A 20,348-nucleotide genomic window follows, 5' to 3' on the forward strand; every position below is an offset into this window, starting at 1 on the left:
GCGGCGCAGCGGCGGGGTGTCGGCCCAGGCGGGGAATGCGGCATGGGCGGCGGCAACGGCGTCGGCCACGTCCTGCGCGGTGGCCAGTGCCACGCGCGCGGCGACTTCGCCGGTGGCGGGGTTATAGATATCGGCAAGACGCTGCGATGCGCCGCGTGTCTGCCGGCCTGCGATGCTATGGCCGATGATGGTCTGCACCGCGCTGGCTTCTGCAACTATGTCTTCCACTTCCGCTCCTGAATGCTGGGTCGCTGACGGCATGCGGCTTGCCCGATCTTTGCGTCTGGTGAAGACGCTGGCGCAAACATCCGCCAGTCTCGCACTGGCATCGATGCCGCGCCGCACAAGGCGTGCCGGGCCGTATTGAGCGCAAGCTTGGTGCAGTTGCGCGGCCCCGTCCAATGATTTATCGTCAATCGCAATATAAGCCACGCAAAATATTGCGCCGCACCACGCCTCGCTCCCGCGCCACCTTTCGCCCCGACACTGCCTTGGACCTCCACCACCTGCGCGCCTTCGTTGCCGTCGCGCGCGAGGGCAACCTGACCCGCGCCGCGCAGCGGCTGCACCTGACCCAGCCCGCAGTCAGCCTGCAGTTGAAAGCGCTGCAATCGGCGTGGCGCATCCGGCTGTTCGAGCGCACTGCCGCGGGCCTGACGCTGACCGCCGACGGCGCCGCACTGCTGCCGCTGGCCGAACGCATCCTCGACGGCGTGGGCGACCTGCAGCACACCGTCAGCGCGATGCATCACACCGTGCGCGGCCGGCTGGCGATCGGCACCATCCTCGATCCGGAATTCACGCGGCTGGGCCCGATGCTGCGCACGCTGGTGGAACGCCATCCGCAGATCGGCACAGAACTGCGCCACGGTATGTCGGGCTGGGTGCTGCAACAGGTACGCAGCGGCGCGCTCGACGTGGGCTTCTACCTGGGCCAGCCGCCTGACGCCGGCTTCCATGCGCTGACGCTGACGCCGTTCTCTTACTACGTGGTGGCGCCCAAGGGCTGGAAAGAGCGCACCGCGCTGCGCTCATGGGCGCAGCTGGCAACGCTGCCGTGGATCTGGACGCCGCCCGAATCGGCGCACAACCGGCTCTTGTCCGCGCGCTTTGCGCAGGCCGGCGTCGACCCGGCCGGCGTGCCCAAGGTGGCGCATGTCGACCAGGAGGCTTCGATGCTGGACCTGGTGCGCTCCGGCGTGGGGCTGTCGCTGGTGCGCGACGCGATCGCGCTGCGCGAATCGCATGCGCACGGGCTGGTGATCGTTGAAGGGGTCTCGGTGCAGACCGAACTGACGCTGGTATGCCTGGCCACGCGCCGCGACGACCCGGTCGTCGCGGCAGTGTTCGGCGTGGCCGAGTCGGTGTTCCGGACTTAGTGTCCCTGCTGCTGCAGGTGACGCTGCAGCCAGCCGGTCAGCGCCGCGAACACTTCGCCGCGCAGCGGCAGCGCTTCATTGAAGATCTCGTGGTAGCCGTGCTCGAACCAGACCTGTTCGCGCAACTCCGGCGGCGCGTGGTCGAAGAAGCTGCGGCTGCCGGCCGGGTCCACCACGCGGTCGGCGCCGCCGACCAGCATCAGCGTGGGGGCCTCCAGCAGCGCGGCATCGGCCTGGGCCTGCGCCATGCCGCGGATAAAGCTCTCCAGTACACTGGCGGTGATGGTGGTCTGCACCAGCGGGTCTGAGCGGTAGGCGGCCACCACGGCGGGATCGTGCGACAAGAGCCGCGCATCGATCGGATTGGGCACGCGCAGCCGCGGCGCCAGCGCCAGCAGCACGCGGTGCAGCGCCAGCATCGGGCCCGACAGGCGCAGCGCCAGCGCGGGCGAGGACAGCACCAGCGCGCGCACCGGGCGCACGCGCGCGGTGGCAAAGCGCGCCGCGATCATCCCGCCCATGCTGTGGCCGAGCAGGATCGGCAGCTCGTTCCAGCCAGGCACCGCGGCATCATAGATCTCGGCGAGGTCGTCGAGGTAGGCATCCTGATGGTCCGCCACCATGCGCGCGCCGCCGCTGGCGCCATGGCCGCGCAGGTCGTGCGCACGCACGCGCAGGCCCAGCCCGCACAGCACATCGGCCACATGCTGGTAGCGTCCGGCATGCTCGGCAAGACCATGCACCAGCAGCACCGAGCCGAGCGGCTCGGCAAAGCGCGCCGGATCGGGTTGCCAGGTGCGCAGCAGCAGCTCGGTGCCGTCGCGCATGCGCTGGCGGCTCTGCACCGGCGCGTGCGTGCCGGCAGGGGTAGCGGCAGGCATGCCGGCAACACCGGCAATAGCAGGATCGTCCGTCATCGGTTGTTCCATTCGCGCAAGTCTCCTCCCGGCACGGAGCGCCAGCAAAGCGCTGGCGCCGGCTGTCGTTATTCTTTGTGGTGCTGCCTGCTGCCTGCCTTGCCTTGCACTGTCTGTCCCGCTCAACCGTGGCAGGCAAGCCTGCCCTGAGCTTCCGGCTGCGCCATATCGGCCAGGATCGGGCAATCCGGCCGGTCGTCGCCGCTGCAGTGCTGCGCCAGCTCGCGCAGCGTGTCGCGCATGGCCGCCAGTTCGGCGATGCGCAGCTCAAGGTCGGCCACATGCCGCAGCGTCAGCGCCTTGACGTCGGCGCTGGCGCGGCCGCGGTCATGCCATAGCGACAGCAGGTTGCGGATCTCGTCGAGCGAGAATCCCAGATTACGGGCGCGCCGCACGAAGCGCAAGTTGTGCACCGCGCGTTCGTCATAGCGGCGGTAGCCGCCCTCGGTGCGCGGCGGTGCCGCCACCAGCCCGATCGATTCATAGTGCCGGATCATCTTGGCCGACACGCCCGACGCCTGCGCCGCTTCGCCGATATTCATCACTCACCTCCTTGCGCGGCAGGTGCCGCACCGGCTTGTGGACGCCAGCGGCGCAGCAGCAGCGCATTGCTGACCACGCTGACACTGGAGAACGCCATCGCCGCACCCGCCACCACCGGGTTCAGCAAGCCGGCTGCGGCCAGCGGAATGCCCACCACATTGTAGAAAAAAGCCCAGAACAGGTTCTGCCGGATCTTGCGCACGGTGCGGTGCGAGACCGCCAGCGCATCGGCCACCAGCGCCGGGTCGCCGCGCATCAGCGTGATGCCGGCGGCGTGCATGGCCACGTCGGTGCCGGTCGACATGGCAATGCCCACGTGCGCCGCCGCCAGCGCCGGCGCATCGTTGATGCCGTCGCCCACCATCGCCACCACCGCGCCATCGCGCCCCAGCGCCTGCACCCGGGCGGCCTTGTCCTCGGGCAGCACCTCGGCCTGCACGTCGTCCAGCCCCAGTGCCTGCGCGACGCGAGCCGCCGCGCCGGCATTGTCACCGGTCAGCATCACGGTGCGCACGCCGGCCGCACGCAGCCTGGCGATCGCCGCCGGCGCGCCCGGCTTGATGGCATCGCCGAACGCGACCAGCCCGGCCACGCGCGGCGGCGTGGTTTCGACCAGCCACGACACGGTACGGCCATCCGCGCGCAACTGCTCCGCCAGCGTTGCCAGCGAGCCTGCCGCTGCGCCCAGCGCGTCACGCAGGCGCTCGCTGCCCAGTTGCAGCGCCTGGCCGTCCACCACGCCGGCAATGCCGCGGCCCGGCAGGGCCTGCACCTCGGTGGCCTGCGGCGCGGCAATGCCGCGCGCCTGCGCCGCGGCCAGCACGGCGCGGGCCAGCGGATGCTCGCTGCCGGCCTGCAGCGCGGCCAGCCGCGCCAGCAGCGCGCTGCCGTCGGCATCGGCGGGATCGGCCGCATGCAGCGCCACCACTTCCGGCTTGCCGACCGTGAGCGTGCCGGTCTTGTCGAATGCCACGACGCTGACGCGGTGCGCCACCTCCAGTGCCTCGGCGTCCTTGATCAGGATGCCGGCGCGCGCGCCGGCGCCGGTGCCGGCCATGATTGCCGTGGGCGTGGCCAGGCCCAGCGCGCACGGGCAGGCGATCACCAGCACCGCCACCGCGTTGAGCAATGCGGTTTCCCAGTCTCCGGCAAAGAGGCCCCAGCCCAGCACCGTCAGCAGCGCAATGCCCAGCACCACCGGCACGAACACCGCGCTGACCTGGTCGACCATGCGCTGGATCGGCGCCTTGGCCGCCTGTGCGTGCTCGACCATGCGGATGATGCGTGCCAGCACGGTCTCGGCGCCCACCGCCTCGGTGCGCGCAACCAGCAGCCCTTCGAAATTGATGGCGCCGCCGGTGATGCGGTCGCCGGGCTTCTTCGGCACCGGCACGCTTTCACCGGTCAGCATCGATTCGTCCGCGTGGCTGTTGCCTTCGATCACCTCGGCGTCCACCGGGATGCGTTCGCCGGGGCGCACCACCACCTCGTCGCCTACGCGCACCGCCGCCAGCGGCACGCTCTGCTCCACACCGCCGCGGCGCACGCGCGCGGTATCGGGACGCAGCGCCGCGAGTGCGCGAATGGCATCGGCGGTCTGGCGCTTGGCGCGGGTCTCCAGCCACTTGCCCAGGCGCACCAGCGTGATCACCACCGCCGCGCTTTCGAAGTACAGGTGCGGCATGGCGTCGGCCGGCGTGCGCCACATCAGCCACAGCGACAGCCCATAGGCCGCCGTCGTGCCCAGCGCCACCAGCAGGTCCATATTGCCCGCGCCGGCACGCACCGCCTTCCAGCCAGCCTTGTAGAAGCGCCAGCCGGACACGAACTGCACCGGCGTGGCCAGCAGCCACTGCAGCCATGCCGGCAGCATCCAGTGCACGCCGAACCATTCCAGCACCATGGGCGCCACCAGCGGCAGCGACAGCGCCGCCGAGATCGCCACCGGCCAGGGGCCGTCCCAGAAGGCAGTGCCCTGCCCGGCCTGCGGCGCCTGCGATGCGGCATCGGCCACCGGCGTCGCGCCATAGCCGGCGCGCGCGACCGCGGCCACCAGCGCAGCGGTATCCGCCGCGCCGCGCAGCAGCGTGACGCTGGCGCGCTCGGTCGCCAGGTTGACCTGCGCCTCCATCACGCCCGGCACGCCGCGCAGCGCCTTCTCGACCCGGCCAACGCATGAGGCGCAGGTCATGTCGGCAATATTCAGCTCGATGGTGTCCTGCGGCACCGTGTAGCCGGCATCGGCCACGGCACGGGCGGCGGCCGGCAGCACCGCGCCCGAGTCGGCGCGCAGCGTTGCGGCTTCAGTTGCCAGGTTGACGGCCACGTCGCGCACGCCCGGCACCCGGGCCAGCGCGTTCTCCACGCGGCGCACGCATGAGGCGCAAGTCATGCCGTCTACCGGCAGGCGCCATTCGGGCATTTCGTCGGCCGGCCGGTCAGCCGGCCTGACAGGTTGTGAAGCGAGCACAGCGCTGGAATTTGGCATGGGTTCTGAGTCATCCACAGTGTCGATGTCAGCATCATGGACCTTACCATCATTGGAAGGTCAAGGTCGGATGCACAGGGTGTTACCGTCACATAAGCGCCAATAAATTCCTCTTGCGCTTCCCACCATGGGAACGTTCAAACTACATCTGTCGCGGCACCCGCCGCCCGTCCCATCCCGTTCAGGAGAGTCCCACCATGATCCAGTTCCAGGTCGAAGGCATGTCGTGCAACCACTGCGTGGGCGCCATCACGCGTGCCGTACAGGCGGTTGACCCGGCCGCGCGTGTCAGCGCGGATGTGCCCGCCCAGGCCGTACGCGTCGAGAGCAGCGCCGACACAGAGGCCCTGCGCGATGCCATCGAAGAGGCCGGCTATCCGGTCAGGTCGGTGGCGTAAGCTGGCCACCGCAGCCGGCGCCAATAAGAAAGGGCACCCCCCGGTGCCCTTTCTGCCGTCAGTGTGCCGCGCTCAGAAGCGGTAGCCCACGTTCAGGAAGGTCACAACGGGATCGATCTTGATCTTGGTGTGCGACTGGATCGTCACCGGGCCCGCCTGGGTGGTGAAGGACGCGCGGGTCGACACCGGCACGTACGAGACCGACAGGCCGACAAACCAGTTGTCGTTGATGGCGTAGTTGGCGCCGATGTTGAAGACCGGGTTCCACGACGGCTTGGCGCTGGCGGTCATGCGCGCACCCGGCACGAACTCGCGGTTGACGAAGTTCTGGTTGGTGATGGTCTCATCGGTGAACCAGGTGTAGTTCACGCCGATGCCGACATAGGGACGGAACCTGGTCTTGGCGTCGAAGAAGTGGTACTTGACCAGCAGCGCCGGGCTCCACTGCTTGACCGAACCGAGCTTGCCATACTGGGCATAGTTGCCGGTGCCCTTGACGTCGTGCTTGGGCGGAATGCCCGCGACGATTTCACCGGAGATGTTGTCGGTGAAGTAGTGCGTGAAGCCCAGGCCCAGCGTGTCGGCGGATTCGATTTCCGCGCCGGTGTTCGGCCGGGTCAGGCCCACCGGGCGGCCGTTGATGCTGTCGACAGTCAGCGGATCGGCGGAGCTGTTCGGCATCACGCGGAACCAGCCCAGGCTGACGATATTACTGCCGGCGGACTGCGCGTGTGCGGCTCCGGCCAGCGCCATGACAGCGCCCGCCGCCAGCATCTTCTTATAGGTCGATTTCATAATCCTCTTACTCCTCTTTCGGTTACTGCCGTGTGCATTATCCGGCCAGCCGGTGCACGACTGTTTCACCGATGACACTGATTCGTAGAGGACGCCCCCTAAAAGGAGGGTTAACCACTAAGAAACCAGCATGGGAGCGGCTCTCAGGGCGGGTCACCGAGGCATCCGCACAACGGTTTATGCCGCGCGCAGGAAAAAACCCTCAGGCAAGAGCGGTTTTATAGGGCGGGCACGCAACAGTGGCCGCGCGCCTGCCCCATCCCTGTGCGGTCAGGGTGTCACGATGCTGAAGTTCGGCTCGGCCTTGTCCATCAGCGCCGTCCACGCCACCAGCGCCTGCGGGTCGCCGTCCACGCGCGCGCGGCCCGCCTGGGTCTCGGCCTGCAGCGTGGTCTGGCCGGCCAGCACGCCCATCAGCACGGCGCGCGGCATGGTCAGCGTGGCCTGCGGGGACGCGTGCTGCGCGTCGGGCTTGTAGCGGAACACGCCGTTCTCAACCGTCAGCGCAAAGCGCTTGCCGGTGTCCGGCTGTACCCAGTTCAGTGCCAGCGTCTTGCCCGCGGCGCGGTCGCCGTTCAGGCTGATCGCCAGGTAGTCCAGGAACATGGTGTCGGTCATGGCACGCAGCACGTCCGGGCTGCCGGCGCGGCGGCCGGCCTGGGGCGGGCCGCTGCGCAATTCGGCGGCACCGGTCAGGTAGGCATTGCGCCAGGTCGAGGATTCGGCCTGGTAGCCAAGCTGCTCCAGCGCGTCGGCTTCCAGCCGGCGGGCTGCTTGGTTGGACGGATCGGCAAAGACCACGTGCTTGACCACCTCGGCCACCCAGCGGTACTCGCCACGCGCGTACGCTGCGCGCGCCTGCTCCAGCACGCGGGGCGCGCCGCCCATGAATTCGACATAGCGCTTGCCCGCCTCTTCCGGCGGCAGCGGGTTCAGGTTGGCAGGATTGGCGTCATACCAGCCCAGGTAGCGCTGGTACACCGCCTTGGCGTTGTGGCTGACGGTGCCGTAGTAGTCGCGCAGATGCCATTCGGCAGCCAGCGGCGGCGGCAGCTTCACGCGCTCTGCGATTTCGGCCGGCACGTAGCCCATGTTGGCCAGCCGCAGCGACTGGTCATGGATGTACTTGTAGCCGTCGCGCTGCTTGCCCAGGTAGGTGACGATGTCCTGGCGGCCCCAGGTAGGCCAGTGGTGCTGGGCGAACAGGACCTCGGTGCGGCCGCCGAAGCGGTCGATGGTCTCGTCCAGCGCGCGCCACCACTGGTTGGCGTCGCGCACCTGGGCGCCGCGGATGGTGTACAGGTTGTGCAGGTTGTGGGTGGCGTCCTCGGCGGCGCACAGTGCCTTCCACTGCGGGAAGTACATCAGCATCTCGGCCGGGGCCTCGGTGCCCGGCGCCATCAGGAATTCGATCTGCACGCCGTCGATGGTGCGCGTGTCGCCAGTCTTGTGGATCAGGTCCGTCGGCGCAATCAGCGTCACCGTGCCGTGCGCCACGCCCTTGCCCAGCCCCGCATCCACCTGCCCGGTGGCCGAGCGCGGCAGGTTGAAGCCATACATGTACTGCGCGCGGCGGCTCATGGCGTTGCCGGCGAAAACGTTCTCGCTGACGGCCTCTTCCATGAAGCCTTCCGGGGCCAGCACCTTGACCCGCCCGACCTTGACGTCGTCTTCGCTGATGACACCCTTGACCCCGCCGAAGTGGTCGCCATGGCTGTGCGTGTAGATCACCGCGACCACTGGCTTTTTGGGCCGGTGCTTGAAGTACAGGTCGAGGCCGGCGCGCGAGGTTTCCATCGCCGTCAGCGGGTCGATCACGATCAGGCCGGTATCGCCCTCGATGATCGTCATGTTGGCGATATCGAAGCCACGGATCTGGTAGATCCGATCCGTCACCTGAAACAGCCCGTTGTGCATATTCAGCTGGGCCTGGCGCCACAAGCTGGGGTTCACGGTGGCTGGCGCCTGGTCTTGCTTGAGGAAGCCGTACGGGTCCAGCGCCCACACCACGTTGCCCTTGGCGTCACGGATCTCGGCATTGTCCAGCGTGCCGATAAAGCCACGGCGCGCTGCCTCGAAGTCACGCCGGTCCTGGAACGGCAGTTGTTGCAGCACCGCCGCATTGGCACGGGCGGTGGCATCGGTGGCTGGATTGCCCGCGGTGGCCGGGGCAGGTGCGGCGCCGGCGGTGCCGGCAAGGCTGATTGCGGCTGCAGCCAGCGCGGCGGCGGCTGCGGCAATGGCAGTCGGGTACGACATCTTGGTCTCCTGGAAATCCTGGGCCGGATGTCCGTCTCCGGCCTGGCTTCTGTAATTGTGCTGAACGTTCAGTACAATACTGGAGTTTGCTGGCAGATCCCGGCCGCTGTCAAATAGGCATCCGGCCCGAATACTCTTAAATTGCTGCCGGCACCACCTGTCTTCCGCCCCGCCCATGCCACCGACCCGCCCGGCCGCACAAAAGCCTCCAGCCTCCGTCACCAAGAACCGCCGCGGCCTGGAAACGCGCGAACGCGTCATTGCCGTGACGCGCGGACTGATCAGCGCGCACGGCTACGCCGAGGTGACCCTCGACCAGATCTCCGCCGAGGCCGGCGTGGCCAAGAGCAGCCTGCTGTGGCATTTCGGCAGCAAGGAAATGCTGCTGGCGGAAGCCGCAACCAGCCTGTTCCGGGACATTGGCGAGGGGCTGGGCGCAGAGCCGCACCGGGGCAAGACCGCGGCGCGGCGGCTGGAAAACGCCTTCGACCGGGTGGCCGACTATTTCACGGCCAATCCGGAAGCCAAGGGTGTCGTGCTGGCCCTGCTGTTCTCAGGCAGCGTGCCGCCCAGCGTGCGCGAGGAGATCCGCCGCAGCTGGGACGCGCATGTGCAGGACCTGGTCGATGCGCTGTCCGCCCCGGGGCGCCCACTGCCCGCGCCGATGGCGCGCCTGATGGTGGCGACCATCCATGGCTGTTACTGCCACTGGTATGCCAGCGACCGCAGCGAACCGATCGCCGGCTTCCTGGCGCCGGCGCGCGAGCTTTTCAGCGACTGGCTGCGCGCCAGGGACGGCGGCGAGTAATCAGCCGCGGCTGGCCAGCACGCAAGCGGCCAGGTCCCACAGCGCGTAGCCCACGCTCTTGAACACCAGCGGGCTGCCAGCCCGCGCGCGGATGGCATCGGCCTGCAGGATCGCGGTCTCGAACGGCTGCACGTCGGCCCAGTCGATGCCGGCCTGCAGCAGGTCGCCGGCCTCGTCCTCGATCCCGAACAGGGTATCGGCCAGCAGCCGGCCGCTATCCGCGGCCGCATGGCACAGCGCCGGCGGCAGTTCGCACATGTCGGGCCGGAACGCGCCGACCGCGGCAATGAAGTGATCGTCGCGCCAGAGGCCGCTGTCCAGGTCCGGCAGCACCGGGCTGCGGCTGGACGTGACCGTCACCACCATCGATACCCGGCGCAATACCGCCGCGACCGACTCGGCCACCTGCGCTTGCACCCCCAGCGTGCGCGCGTGCGCGGCCAGCGCCTCGGCCTTGTCGCGCGTGCGCGAATGCAGCCACACCTTGCGCACGCCCAGCCCGGCCACGAAGGCCTCCAGGTGCGTCAGCGCCTGCACCCCGGCGCCGACGATCAGCAACTCGCCATCCTTGCGCGCGGCAAAGCACTGCGCCGCCAGCAGCGACACGGCCGCGGTGCGCCGTCCCGTCACCGTGGGGCCGTCGAGCATGGCGATGCGCGCGCCGGTGTGCGCGTCGGCCACCACCACCTCGCCGAGGATATTGGGCAGCCCGCGCTGCGGGTTGCCGGGATGGACGGTGATGTTCTTGGTCATCACCAGGCTGCGGTTGCGCGCGGGCATCACCAGCAGCGTGCCTTCGCCACCTTGCGCATCGCCCACCGGCAGCGCAATGCGCGGCGGCGCCATGGCGGTGCCGTCGCGCAGCTCGGCCAGCATGTCGGCGATGGCTTGCGCCAGTTCGGGATACGGCAGGCGCGCCGCCGTGCTGGCGGCATCGAGGGGGACGAGGGACATGCGCTGGCTCCGGCAAGACGTTGCGAAGCGCCATTATTGCGCACAGAGCGCCTGCGGCCTCAGCGCTTGGCCGCTGGCACCGGCGCGCGCACTGACGCGCCACGCACCTCGATGCCGATGCGGTCCACCACCTTGCCAGACGCATCGAGCAGCTCCACCTGGTGCCGCCCCGGCCACGGCAGCCATGCCACCTCGCCGCCGCGCCCCAGCGGCTTGCCGTCCATGCGCCAGCTGACCGTGCGCGCGGTCTGGCCGGCCACGCCCTCGGCATGGAACCAGACCCGCTGCGCCGCGGGCGGCATGTCGGGGTCCAACGCAAACACGGTGCCGTCGGCGGGATTGGCGATCACGGGTGCGGTCGGGCGCGCGGCGGGTGCGCTCACGCTGACGCGCCGGATCGCCGTGCCGGCCAGAAAGACTTCATCGCGTGCCGGCTCCAGCCCGTCGTCGAAGCTCAGCGCCACGCGCTGCACGCCGGCGGGCATGGCGGGCGCGTGGCTGGCGCGCGCGCGGTGCAGCGCTTCCATGATGTCGTGCCAGACCGGCGCTGCGCCCGATACGCCCGAAACCTCGTGCATGCTGGCGCCGCTGGCATTGCCGACCCACACGCCCACGGTGTAGTGCTGTGACCAGCCGATGCACCAGTTGTCGCGCATGTCCTTGCTGGTGCCGGTCTTCACCGCGGTCCAGAAGCGCGTGGTGAGCGGGCTGTCCAGGCCGAAGGTGCGCGCGCGCGCATGGCGGTCCGACAGGATGTCGGCGATCACGTAGCTCGCGCCCGGCTGCATCACCGCTGTCATCGGTGCGGCCGCTGCCCCTTCCCGCAGCCGTGGCGGCGCGTAGCGCCCGCCATTGGCCAGTGCCCGGTACGCATTGGTCAGCGCCAGCAGCGACACGTCGGCGCTGCCCAGCGCCAGGCTGAACCCGTAGTAGTCCCCGGCCTCGGCCAACGGCAGCCCCAGCGCCACCAGCCGCTTGTGGAAGCGGTGCGGGGTCACCATCACCAGCGTGCGCACCGCGGGCACGTTCAGCGACGCGGCCAGCGCCGCGCGCAGGCTGACCCAGCCGGCATAGCGGTGGTCGTAGTTCTGCGGCACGTAGAGCCCGCCGCCGACCGGCAGGTTTACGGGCCGGTCGTCCAGCAGCGAGGCCGCGGTCAGCCGCGTCTCTTCCAGCGCCTGCTCGTACAGGAAGGGCTTGAGCGTCGAGCCCGCCTGCCGCAGCGCCGCCGCGTGGTCCACCTGCGCGGCGCCTGACAGCGTGCCCGACGAGCCCACATAGGCCAGCACGTCGCCGCTGGCATTGTCGATCACCACCACCGCGCCGTCCTCGACATTGCGCCCGCCCAGTTCGCGCAGGTGCCGGTCCAGGCTGGTGGCAGCCACGCGCTGCAGGCGGGCATCGAGCGTGGACGCGATGCGCGCAGGCATGGGTACGCCCGCGGCCAGTTGCGAGCGCGCTTCGCCGACCAGGCGCCGTGCCAGGTGCGGTGCCAGCTGCGGCGACGCCGCCGATGGCGTGGCGGCCGCGGCGCGCTGCGCGACCGGCCCGGTGCGCAGCAGCGCCAGTTGCGCAAAGCCTTCCAGGCCTTCGCACTCGCGCGGCAGGCGCATCTCGCGCAGGATGCCGCAGGCGCGGCTTGCCACCTGGGCGGCCTTGGCATTGGGCGCGCGCACCAGCGCCACCGCCAGGGCCGATTCCCTCGCGTTGAGCCCTTCGGGGTACTTGCCGAACAGCACCTGCGACATCGCCGACAGGCCCACCAGCTCGCCGCGGAACGGCACCAGGTTCAGGTAGCCCTCCAGGATCTGGTCCTTGCTCCAGCTGCGCTCCAGCGCCGCCGCACCGGCGGCCTGCCCCAGCTTCTGCGTCAAGCTGCGGCCCTGCCCCGGAGCGCCCGGCCGGCGCAGGTCCTCATCGAGCAGGCCCGCCAGCTGCATGGTCAGCGTCGAGGCGCCGCGCGTGCGTGTGTTCCACAGGTTGGCCCAGGCCGCGGCCGCCACGCCCTGCCAGTCGACCCCGCTGTGGGCATAGAAGCGCCGGTCCTCCGACAGCACGATGGCAGTGCGCAGCGCGGGCGAGGTATCGGCCAGCGCGACCCAGTCGCCGCGGCGCGCGCGGAAGTCGTCGCGCACGCGGCCCACGGTAGCGCCGTGGCGGTCCAGCACCACCACGTCGGCACTGCGCCAGTCGGTACGGACTTGCCCGAAGGACGGCAGGGCCATGGCCGGCGCGGACCAGATCAACGCCGTCACCAGCACCATGCGAATACAGCGCTGCTTCATGCCTGCTCGCGTCCCGCCACGATGCCCGCCACCAGCAGCACCTGTGCCGCGGCGTAGGTCCACCAGATGCCAAGCTGGAAGGATTCGAACGGCACCAGGAAGCGCGCGATGCCGATCATCATGTCCGATGCGGCAAAACACAGCGCCCCCAGCGCCGCCAGCGGCGTGGGCAGGCGCGCCACCAGCGCGCTGCAGGCCATCGCCGCCAGCACGCCCACGTATACCGCCACCGGCACCGTCAGCGGGCCCATATTGGGCCAGAAGCGGCCCAGCATGGTGCCCGCCACGCCCAGCATCGCGCCGCACGCAATCAGCCGGTGCGGGCGCGTGTCGCCCGCCAGCGGCACCAGCACGCGCAGGTAGGCCAGGTGCGCGAGCAGGAAGGCGCCAAGCCCGCCCATGAACGAAAACGTCAGCGTCGGCAGCGCCAGCAGGAGATCGCCCAGGGCCGAGAACATCAGCGCAGTGACCAGCCAGCGGCGCTCAACCAGCGGCCGGTGGAACCACGCGGCGCGTGCCAGCAGCAGCGCCATCGCGGTCTTCCACGCGGGCTGCATGGCGATATGCCCGGTCAGCGGCGCGCCTTCAGGCAGCTCGATCGCCACCTGCACCAGCAGCGCGCCGTAGATGATGCCGGCCAGCGTGCCCGCGATCCACCACTCGCGCACGCGTGCCGGCATCATCATCGACAGCCAGCTCATGGGCGCGCCCCCACCGCCAGCCGCGCATTGGGCGCCACGCCGAACACGTCGGGCGCGTACATCGCTTCCACGCGCGTGGGCGGCAGCGCGAAGTCGCCGGCGTTGTTCAGCCGCACCGTGTATTCGACCGATACCGTGCCCTTGGGCAGGTAGCCGAAGTACTCGCGGTAGGCCTGCGGCGTGCGCTCGGTGTAGGCCGGCCAGGCCGCGCCCTTGCGCTGCTCGCCGCGCGTGGCAATCGCGGAGTCACGGCCCAGGCCGCTGCCGAGGATGGTGGCGCCGGCAGGCACCGGATCGCTGACCACCACCCAGGTCATGTCGGCCTGCGCATCGATCTCCAGCTTGACGCGGTACACATCGCCGCGCGACCACTTGCCCTGCACCGCCTGCTCCTGCGGCGTCACGGTGCGCTTGATGCGGTAGCCCGCGGCCAGCGGCGCGGTCACCGGCACCGCCGCCAGCGCCTGCACCGTGGCCCACGGATGGCCGGCGCCGGCGTGCTCCACCTGCAGCGTGCCGCCGTCGGCGCCGGTCGGCCACGGCAGCTCGACGCTGCCCTCGGCCACGCCGTCGGTGCGCTGCGCGCGCGCCCAGTCGAAACTGCGCGAGGCGTCGGCCGCATTGCTCACGCTCGCCCGCGTGGTGCCCGCCACCGGTGTCTTCTCGAACGCCTGCGAGAAGCGCGTCACCGCCAGCATGCCCCACGCGTTGGCAGTGGTGGTGCCCCAGGCACCATGCACCTGCCGGCCCAGCAGCCCGGTGGCCAGTTGCGGCGCATCTTCCTTCCAGCCCGGCAGTTCCGACGCCAGCGCCAGCAGGCGCGCGGCATTGGTGTCGCCGCCGGCCATCATCCACCACCAGTTGTCGTTGCGCTCGGTGGAGAACGCCAGGCGCGTGCCCTGCACCGTCAGGCGCGAGCGCAGCAGCTGCTGCGCCTCGGCCAGGCGTTGCTCGCGCTGCGGGATGTCCTGCATGCGCGTGAGCAGCAGGGTCCAGTCCAGCAGCGCCGAGGTCGGCCACTGCGCCGGCAGGATCTGGATCGACCCCAGCATGCGCGCCTGCGCATGGCCGGTGCGCGACAGCGCCTCGAGCGCTGCCAGCTTGCGCGCCTCCAGGTACTGCGTGCCGGCCACCGGCGCCCAGCTGTCGCGGCGGATGCGGCCTTCGACGAAGTCGGTCAGCCCGCGCTCCATCTGCGTGCGCTGCGCGTCGGGGATGCGCAGCGCCAGCCCGACGCGCGCGGCCTCGTCGGTGACCGCCAGCAGGTAGGCGGTCAGCACTTCGCTGCCAAAGTCGCCGTCGGCGTTCAGCGGGAAGTACGAGGCCAGCCCGTTGGCATCGAGGTAGGACGGCAGCTGCGTCATCAGCGCGTCCCACGCGGCGGTGTCGTTCAGGCCGATGGCCTTCGATGCGCGCTGCTCCAGGCAGGTGAACGGGTAGTTGCGGAACCACTCGCGCACGCCCGGCATACCGCCCGCCAGCGACGACTGGAAGTTCACCTGCAGCCCCCCGCGCACCTTGCCCGCAGGATCCGCCAGCGCGCCCGGCGGCGCCTTGAGCGGCACCGACAGCGACGGCGACACCTGCGCCAGCGTGGCCTGCTGCACTGTCACCGGCACCGCCGGCACGATCTGCTGCGACACCTTGATGCGGTCGGCCGCCCCACCCGTGCCCTGCTCGCTCGCCTGCACTTCCCACATCACCGTGCCGCTGCGCGAGTACGCCAGCAGCGCGGGCGCGGTCACGTCCCAGCCAATCTCGCGCGCTTCGCCGGCGGGGATCTGCACGGTCTGCGCCGGCAGGCTGGCCTCATTGCCGAGCAGCGTGCCGCGCGCGCTGGCCTGCACCGTCATCGCGCGCTTGGTGGTATTGCGCAGCGTAAACATGGCGCGGTAGCGGTCGTCCTCGCGCACCAGCAGCGGCAGGCCGGAAATCACCTGCAGGTCCTGCGTGGCGGCGATGGTGGCGCTGCCCGTGCCGAAGCGGCCGAGGCCAAGGTCCGCCACCGCGACGATGCGGAAGCTGGTCAGCGAATCGTTGAGCGGCACCTCGATGCTGGCGCGGCCCTCGGCGTCGAGCTGCACGCGCGGGTTCCATACCAGCAGCGTGTCGAACAGCTCGCGCGTGGGGCTCTTGCCGCCGCCGCCGCCCGCCGGCACCGCCTTGCGCCCGTAGTGGCGGCGCCCGATGATCTCCATCTGCGCGGTCGACGTTTCCACGCCGTAGCCGCGCCGCTGCAGCATCGCATCGAGCAGATCCCAGCTGGTGTTGGGCATCAGTTCCAGCAAGGCCTGGTCCACCGCGGCCAGGGCCACTTCGCCGTTGGCGGCGGGCTTGCCGTCGGGCAGCTTCACCTGGATCGCCACGCGCGCCTTGCCGCGCACCGGATAGCTGGCCTTGTCCGGCGTCACGGTAACGTCGAGCCGGTGGCCCGCATTGCCGACGCGGATCTCGGCCAGCCCCAGCCGGAAGGCCGGCTTGGACAAGTCCACCAGCGCGGTCGGCGCGGCATATTCGCGGCCCTCGCTGCGGAACGCGCGCCACCACTCGCCCGGCTGGCGCCAGCCCCAGGTGAAGAACGAATACCAGGGCACCTCATGCAGGCGCCCGCGCAAGGCCAGCACCGACACGTAGACGTTGGGCCCCCACTCCGGCTTCACATGCACGCGCACGGTGGGATCGCTGCCGTGCAGCTCCACCACCTGGGTCTGGTAGATGCCCTCGCGCTCCACCGCGACCAGCGCGGTGGCATGGCGGAACGGCATGCGCACCTGGAACACCGCGGTCTCGCCCGGCGCGTAGGACTTCTTCTCCGGCAGCAGGTCGATGCGGTCATGGTTCTCGCCGCCGAACCAGAGCTCGCCCTGGCGCGTGACCCAGACCGTCGAGGCCGCCTGCGCGGTGCGTCCGTCCTTGTCGCGCGCGCTCGCCACCAGTTCGATCTGGCCGGCCTGCTCCAGCGCCACGTCGCAGCGCGCACGGCCTTGCGCATCGGTGCGGGTCTCGCACACGGTGCCGAGGTCGCGCGTCTCGGAGCGGTTGTCATAGCGGTAGAAGCCGCCCACCACGCGCTTGCGCGCCGAGGTGGTGATGCGTGCCCGCGCGTTGATCTTGACCGGCGCATCCGCCACCGGCTTGCCGTTGACGTCCAGCACCACGCCGTGCACGGCCAGCTTCTGCTTGACCGAGACCCAGCCATCGGTGCGGATGCCGGCCACCACCGCCGCCGGCCACACCGGCACGGTCTGGCGCAGCGTCTGGATCTCGCCGTTGGGGTCGGCAAAGCCGGCTTCGAGCAGCAGGTCGCGCGGGGCTTCAATCTTGGGCAGCTTGCGCAGCGTGACGGTGCCGTTGCCGTTCTTGTCGAGCGTCACCGGCAGCTTGTCGGCGACCAGCTTCTGGCTGTCGGCACTGGCATCGCCCTGCCCGTCCTCATCCATCTCCTCGTCGCCGCTGGCGCTTTCGCGCTGCGCGCGCGGCGGGTTGAACGAGAACTCGTCATAGCCGGGGAAGCTGACGTATTTGTCGCGCAGCAGCGCGGACACGCGCACGGGCAGCCCGGCCGCACCGCCGCCGGAGAGGTAGTGGATCTCCACGCCGACCGGCAGTTCGGCAGGCGCCACCACGGCCCCCGCCTTGCCTGCCACCTGCAGCGTGCCGGCCAGTACCGGCAGGCGGAATGCCTCGACCCGGAAACTGCCGCTGGTGTAGCTGCGCGCGCCACCATTGTCCTGCGCTGCGCCTTCGCCCTTCTGCGTTTCCAGCTCGACGCTGTAGACCCCCAGCTTGGCCGCCGCCGGCACCTGGAAGGTGCTCTCCGCGCTGCGCCCGCCGGTCGCGGTCTGGCGCCATTGCAGCGGCAGCTCGTAGGTCTGGCCGCTGCCTTCATGGCGGATCACCACGCGCGTGGGCAACGGGCGGCTGGCCGGCGGCAGGGCAAAACCCTGCGCGGTCTCGGCACGGATCAGGTGCTTCATCGACACGGTCTCGCCGGCGCGCAGCAGCGTGCGGTCGAAGATGGTGTGGGCGCGCACCGTGGGTGCGGTGCTGGTGTCGGTCGGCACATTGAAGCGCCAGCTCTCGATGCCGCGGTTCCAGTCCGACATCACGAAGGCCATGTCGGCCTTGCCGCGTGCCTGCGGGTGGCCGGCGGCGATGCGCGCCGAGACGAAATATCCCGACAGCCCGTTCTGCTCGCAGGCGCTCTCGGGCGCGGCAGCCAGCCTGGCAAAACGCACCACGCCGCTGGCATCGGTACGCCCTTCGCCCAGCAGGCGGCCGCTGCAGTCGCGCACCGCCACGGCGGCATCGGCAACCGGCTTGCCGTCATCCAGCGTGGTGACCCAGGCCAGCCCGCTGCGGCTGCCGTCGTCTTCATTGCCAGCGCTGCGGCCCAGCTTGAAATGCACGCCCAGGTTGGTAACCAGCGCCGCGGTGCGCACGTACATCGGCGCGCGCTTGCCCAGCAGCGACTCGCCCAGCATCGGCGAGGCGATCTCCACCACATGGAAGCCCGGTTCCGGCAGCGGGATGCCCATCACCTCGAACGGCCGCGGCGCATCGCCCGAAGGCTTGGGCACGGCCAGCTTCTGCACGCCGGGGGCGCGATCCAGCAGAGACACCGAGCGCGTCTCGATCGACACCGCATTGCGCGGGTTGTTGACGCGATACGGGGATCGGCCCGCCAGCACGGCGTCGAGCTCGGCCCGGGTATAGCTGGCCTCATGCATGCGGCGCACCAGGCCAAACCATTGCATCACGGCCGTGTCGTCGTCCACGCGCAGCTTCATCACGGTGCCGGCCCTGGCCTGCACGCCGCGCACGGCGAGGTCGGCCTCGACGTTGCGCAGCGTCACCGGCAGCAGCGGCGGGTAGTCGGCCGGCGCCTTGCCGCGCGGCAGCTCGCCGAAGCGTTCCACCACGCCAAACGGCGCCGCGGCAAACTTGGCCAGCGGCGGCATCGATGCGGTGGCCACCTTGAGCGGGAACAGGTCGGCATTGGCCAGCGTGCGGCCGCTGTCGTCCTTCAGGTTGCGCGGCACTTCGATGGTGAACTGGGCCTTCTCCGCGAACGGCGCGGCAAAGGTCAGCGCGCTGACGCTGGCGTCCGGCGCCAGGTCGGGATCGAACTGCGGCGCGCGCGGGCCGGACGGCGTCTTCAGCACCACACTCTCGGCCAGCTTGCGCGGCACCGGCGAGGAGAAGCTGACCGACATCGGCCGCAGCGGCGTGCACGGCGACTGCGCGTGTTCACGCTCGCAGCTGAAGCTGGCGGTGAAGGGTTCGCGCACGGTGTAGTCAAAGCGGCGCTCGTCGCGCGTGGCCACGCCGGACGGCGTGGCAATGCCCGCGCCCAGCACCAGTTGCACCCGCGCCGCGGCCGGCAGCCGCTGCTGGCAGGCAAGCAGGTGCACGGCATCGGGCGCCTGCCTGGCGATGCGTTCCCAGTGGATGGCGTCGAGCACGGCATCACGCTCCTTGCCGGCAAGCAAGCGCACCGGGATGCGCTCGCCCAGCCCCTGCGCCTGGCACCAGGCGTGCTCGCGCACCGAGGCCGCGGTGGCGGCGCCATTGAAGCGCAGCGCAAAGACCTGATCTTCCTCGATCTCGCCGCCCGAAGGCCGGCTGGACACGACCGTCGGGCCCCCGGTCTCGAACCGGTACTCCGGCTTGCCGGCATAGGCGGTGCCGGCCACGCTGCGCAGGCCGGTGCGCATGCGCACGGTGCAGCGCACCCCCGGCGGCAGGTCGCTGGCAAAGTCATAGACCCAGTTCTTCGCATCGATCCAGCGGGCCTGCCCGCCGGTGCCGGCACCGGTGCAGGAAACCGCCGCGGGCGCGGTGGCCTGGACGTCGCCCATCGGCACCATGGCCTCGTCGAAGCGGATCGCCACCTGCCGCACCTGCCCGACCGTGCCTTCAGGGGAGAAGCGCGTCACCTGCGCGGCCTGCGCGCCGCCCGCTGCCAGGATTCCAAGCGTGGCCACCAGGGCCAGGACTGCGCGCCGCGCATGCAATTGCGTTGGCATCCTGCCAAGACCCCGATCGGCTCGGGCGACGATTCCCTTCATCCTGCCATCCTCCGTTCCCGCCACGTTTGCGGCACCTGGCGAGGGTGACACGCACGCCACAGGAGCGCAAGACCGGCACGCAAACCTGCAACGCGCCGCAGGAAAAGATTCAGCGCAGGTGCGACAGCGGCAGCGGCCCGTCGCACTTGATCGCGGTCAGGACGATATTCGAACGCACGCTTTCCACGCCGGGCACGCGCATCAGCCGCTTCATGGTGAATTCGGCCAGCGTGGGCAGGTCGGGCACGACCACGCGGATCAGGTAGTCAGCCTCGCCGGCCACCGAATAGCACTCCTGCACCTCTTCCAGCAGCAGGATCTCTTCGCGGAAGCGTTCGATGATGGTGTCGGCATGGTGGGCCAGCTTGACGCTGATAAAGACCATCACCCCCAGGCCCAGCGCCTGCGATGACAGGTTGACGCGGTAGCCGGTGATGACGCCGTCGGCTTCCAGCCGCGCCAGCCGGCGCCCGACCTGGCTGGGCGACAGGTGCACGCGTTCGGCCAGCTGCTGGTGGGTGGTGCGGCCGTCGGCCTGCAGGACGGCCAGCAGCGCGAGGTCGAAGGGGTCCAGGGAGACGCCGGAGGCAGTCATACACAAATCCCGCACTCTTTATTTGAACGATGCACATTATATGCGCCGCCGCACCAAAACAAGCGGATTTTGCGGCCATTCTGCGCGCCTGGCTGTCTAAACTACGCAGTAAATCCGCATTCATGCTGCCGCCGATGCAGCAAGCACGCATTACA

General features: G+C 70.1%; 14 protein-coding genes. 3 read left to right on the forward strand and 11 right to left on the reverse strand.

From position 1 onward, the window contains the following. Positions 1-228, reverse strand: a 228-nt coding sequence (locus AC3WVS_RS29955; RefSeq protein ID WP_492321543.1) for an aldehyde dehydrogenase family protein, incomplete at its 3' end; no start/stop codon positions are given. A gap of 263 nt (positions 229-491) precedes the next feature. Here AC3WVS_RS29955 and AC3WVS_RS29960 point away from each other — a divergent pair. Beyond that, complete coding sequence (locus tag AC3WVS_RS29960) at positions 492-1,379, forward strand: LysR family transcriptional regulator (protein ID WP_010811291.1); 888 nt, start codon at positions 492-494, stop codon at positions 1,377-1,379. Here the strand turns inward: AC3WVS_RS29960 and AC3WVS_RS29965 are convergent. The 3 genes from AC3WVS_RS29965 to AC3WVS_RS29975 all read right to left on the reverse strand — a co-directional run bounded on the left by AC3WVS_RS29965 (position 1,376) and on the right by AC3WVS_RS29975 (position 5,327). Continuing rightward, entirely contained in the window at positions 1,376-2,308 is a 933-nt protein-coding gene (locus AC3WVS_RS29965; RefSeq protein ID WP_492321544.1) for an alpha/beta hydrolase, read from the reverse strand. The two genes, AC3WVS_RS29960 and AC3WVS_RS29965, sit on opposite strands and share 4 nt — an antisense overlap. A 110-nt stretch (positions 2,309-2,418) precedes the next feature. After that, on the reverse strand, positions 2,419-2,838 hold the full coding sequence (gene cueR / locus AC3WVS_RS29970; RefSeq protein WP_010811293.1) for a Cu(I)-responsive transcriptional regulator: 420 nt from the start codon (positions 2,836-2,838) through the stop codon (positions 2,419-2,421). Beyond that, the gene (locus AC3WVS_RS29975; RefSeq protein WP_492321545.1) at positions 2,838-5,327 is read right to left on the reverse strand and encodes a heavy metal translocating P-type ATPase; all 2,490 of its coding nucleotides are present in this window, start codon (positions 5,325-5,327) and stop codon (positions 2,838-2,840) included. Before AC3WVS_RS29975 ends, cueR begins: the two co-directional genes overlap by 1 nt. Positions 5,328-5,524: 197 nt before the next feature. Here AC3WVS_RS29975 and AC3WVS_RS29980 point away from each other — a divergent pair, with 197 nt between their 5' ends. Then, positions 5,525-5,725, forward strand: a complete 201-nt coding sequence (locus tag AC3WVS_RS29980) for a heavy-metal-associated domain-containing protein (RefSeq protein WP_492321546.1) — start codon at positions 5,525-5,527, stop codon at positions 5,723-5,725. 72 nt (positions 5,726-5,797) lie between these two features. Here the strand turns inward: AC3WVS_RS29980 and AC3WVS_RS29985 are convergent, their stop codons facing one another. Both AC3WVS_RS29985 and AC3WVS_RS29990 read right to left on the reverse strand, forming a co-directional pair. Beyond that, complete coding sequence (locus tag AC3WVS_RS29985; RefSeq protein ID WP_492321547.1) at positions 5,798-6,520, reverse strand: OmpW/AlkL family protein; 723 nt, start codon at positions 6,518-6,520, stop codon at positions 5,798-5,800. Positions 6,521-6,790: 270 nt separating this feature from the next. Continuing rightward, positions 6,791-8,779 (reverse strand): alkyl/aryl-sulfatase, encoded by a 1,989-nt coding sequence (locus AC3WVS_RS29990; protein WP_492321548.1) that lies wholly within the window; start codon positions 8,777-8,779, stop codon positions 6,791-6,793. A gap of 175 nt (positions 8,780-8,954) precedes the next feature. On the opposite strand from AC3WVS_RS29990, the gene AC3WVS_RS29995 reads away from it, so the two are divergent. Further along, on the forward strand, positions 8,955-9,587 hold the full coding sequence (locus tag AC3WVS_RS29995) for a TetR/AcrR family transcriptional regulator (RefSeq protein ID WP_492321549.1): 633 nt from the start codon (positions 8,955-8,957) through the stop codon (positions 9,585-9,587). Here the strand turns inward: AC3WVS_RS29995 and AC3WVS_RS30000 are convergent, their stop codons facing one another. From AC3WVS_RS30000 to AC3WVS_RS30020, 5 genes are all read right to left on the reverse strand, one after another. After that, the gene (locus AC3WVS_RS30000) at positions 9,588-10,541 is read right to left on the reverse strand and encodes a delta(1)-pyrroline-2-carboxylate reductase family protein (RefSeq protein ID WP_492321550.1); all 954 of its coding nucleotides are present in this window, start codon (positions 10,539-10,541) and stop codon (positions 9,588-9,590) included. 59 nt (positions 10,542-10,600) lie between these two features. Continuing rightward, the gene (pbpC, locus tag AC3WVS_RS30005) at positions 10,601-12,826 is read right to left on the reverse strand and encodes a penicillin-binding protein 1C (RefSeq protein WP_492321551.1); all 2,226 of its coding nucleotides are present in this window, start codon (positions 12,824-12,826) and stop codon (positions 10,601-10,603) included. After that, positions 12,823-13,527 carry a lysoplasmalogenase gene (locus AC3WVS_RS30010; protein ID WP_492321552.1) on the reverse strand — a complete coding sequence of 235 codons (705 nt, stop codon included), beginning with the start codon at positions 13,525-13,527 and terminating at the stop codon, positions 12,823-12,825. The genes pbpC and AC3WVS_RS30010 overlap by 4 nt, the downstream gene beginning before the upstream one ends. Further along, positions 13,524-19,598, reverse strand: coding sequence for an alpha-2-macroglobulin family protein (locus AC3WVS_RS30015; RefSeq protein ID WP_492321553.1), 6,075 nt, complete (start codon positions 19,596-19,598; stop codon positions 13,524-13,526). Before AC3WVS_RS30015 ends, AC3WVS_RS30010 begins: the two co-directional genes overlap by 4 nt. 109 nt (positions 19,599-19,707) lie before the next feature. After that, a complete protein-coding gene (locus AC3WVS_RS30020; protein ID WP_010811303.1) occupies positions 19,708-20,193 on the reverse strand; it encodes an Lrp/AsnC family transcriptional regulator in 486 nt (161 codons plus the stop codon). Positions 20,194-20,348 lie beyond the last annotated feature (155 nt).

It is taken from the genome of Cupriavidus sp. CPT47-8839-RL05A, from assembly GCF_058792255.1.

Coding starts and splice junctions, on each gene's coding strand:
- AC3WVS_RS30015 (WP_492321553.1), bottom strand. CDS start 19,598: ATGAAGGGAATCGTCGCCCGAGCCGATCGGGGTCTTGGCAGGATGCCA.
- AC3WVS_RS29965 (WP_492321544.1), bottom strand. CDS start 2,308: ATGGAACAACCGATGACGGACGATCCTGCTATTGCCGGTGTTGCCGGC.
- AC3WVS_RS29975 (WP_492321545.1), bottom strand. CDS start 5,327: ATGCCAAATTCCAGCGCTGTGCTCGCTTCACAACCTGTCAGGCCGGCT.
- AC3WVS_RS29985 (WP_492321547.1), bottom strand. CDS start 6,520: ATGAAATCGACCTATAAGAAGATGCTGGCGGCGGGCGCTGTCATGGCG.
- AC3WVS_RS29990 (WP_492321548.1), bottom strand. CDS start 8,779: ATGTCGTACCCGACTGCCATTGCCGCAGCCGCCGCCGCGCTGGCTGCA.
- AC3WVS_RS30000 (WP_492321550.1), bottom strand. CDS start 10,541: ATGTCCCTCGTCCCCCTCGATGCCGCCAGCACGGCGGCGCGCCTGCCG.
- pbpC (WP_492321551.1), bottom strand. CDS start 12,826: ATGAAGCAGCGCTGTATTCGCATGGTGCTGGTGACGGCGTTGATCTGG.
- AC3WVS_RS30020 (WP_010811303.1), bottom strand. CDS start 20,193: ATGACTGCCTCCGGCGTCTCCCTGGACCCCTTCGACCTCGCGCTGCTG.
- AC3WVS_RS30010 (WP_492321552.1), bottom strand. CDS start 13,527: ATGAGCTGGCTGTCGATGATGATGCCGGCACGCGTGCGCGAGTGGTGG.
- AC3WVS_RS29995 (WP_492321549.1), top strand. CDS start 8,955: ATGCCACCGACCCGCCCGGCCGCACAAAAGCCTCCAGCCTCCGTCACC.
- AC3WVS_RS29980 (WP_492321546.1), top strand. CDS start 5,525: ATGATCCAGTTCCAGGTCGAAGGCATGTCGTGCAACCACTGCGTGGGC.
- cueR (WP_010811293.1), bottom strand. CDS start 2,838: ATGAATATCGGCGAAGCGGCGCAGGCGTCGGGCGTGTCGGCCAAGATG.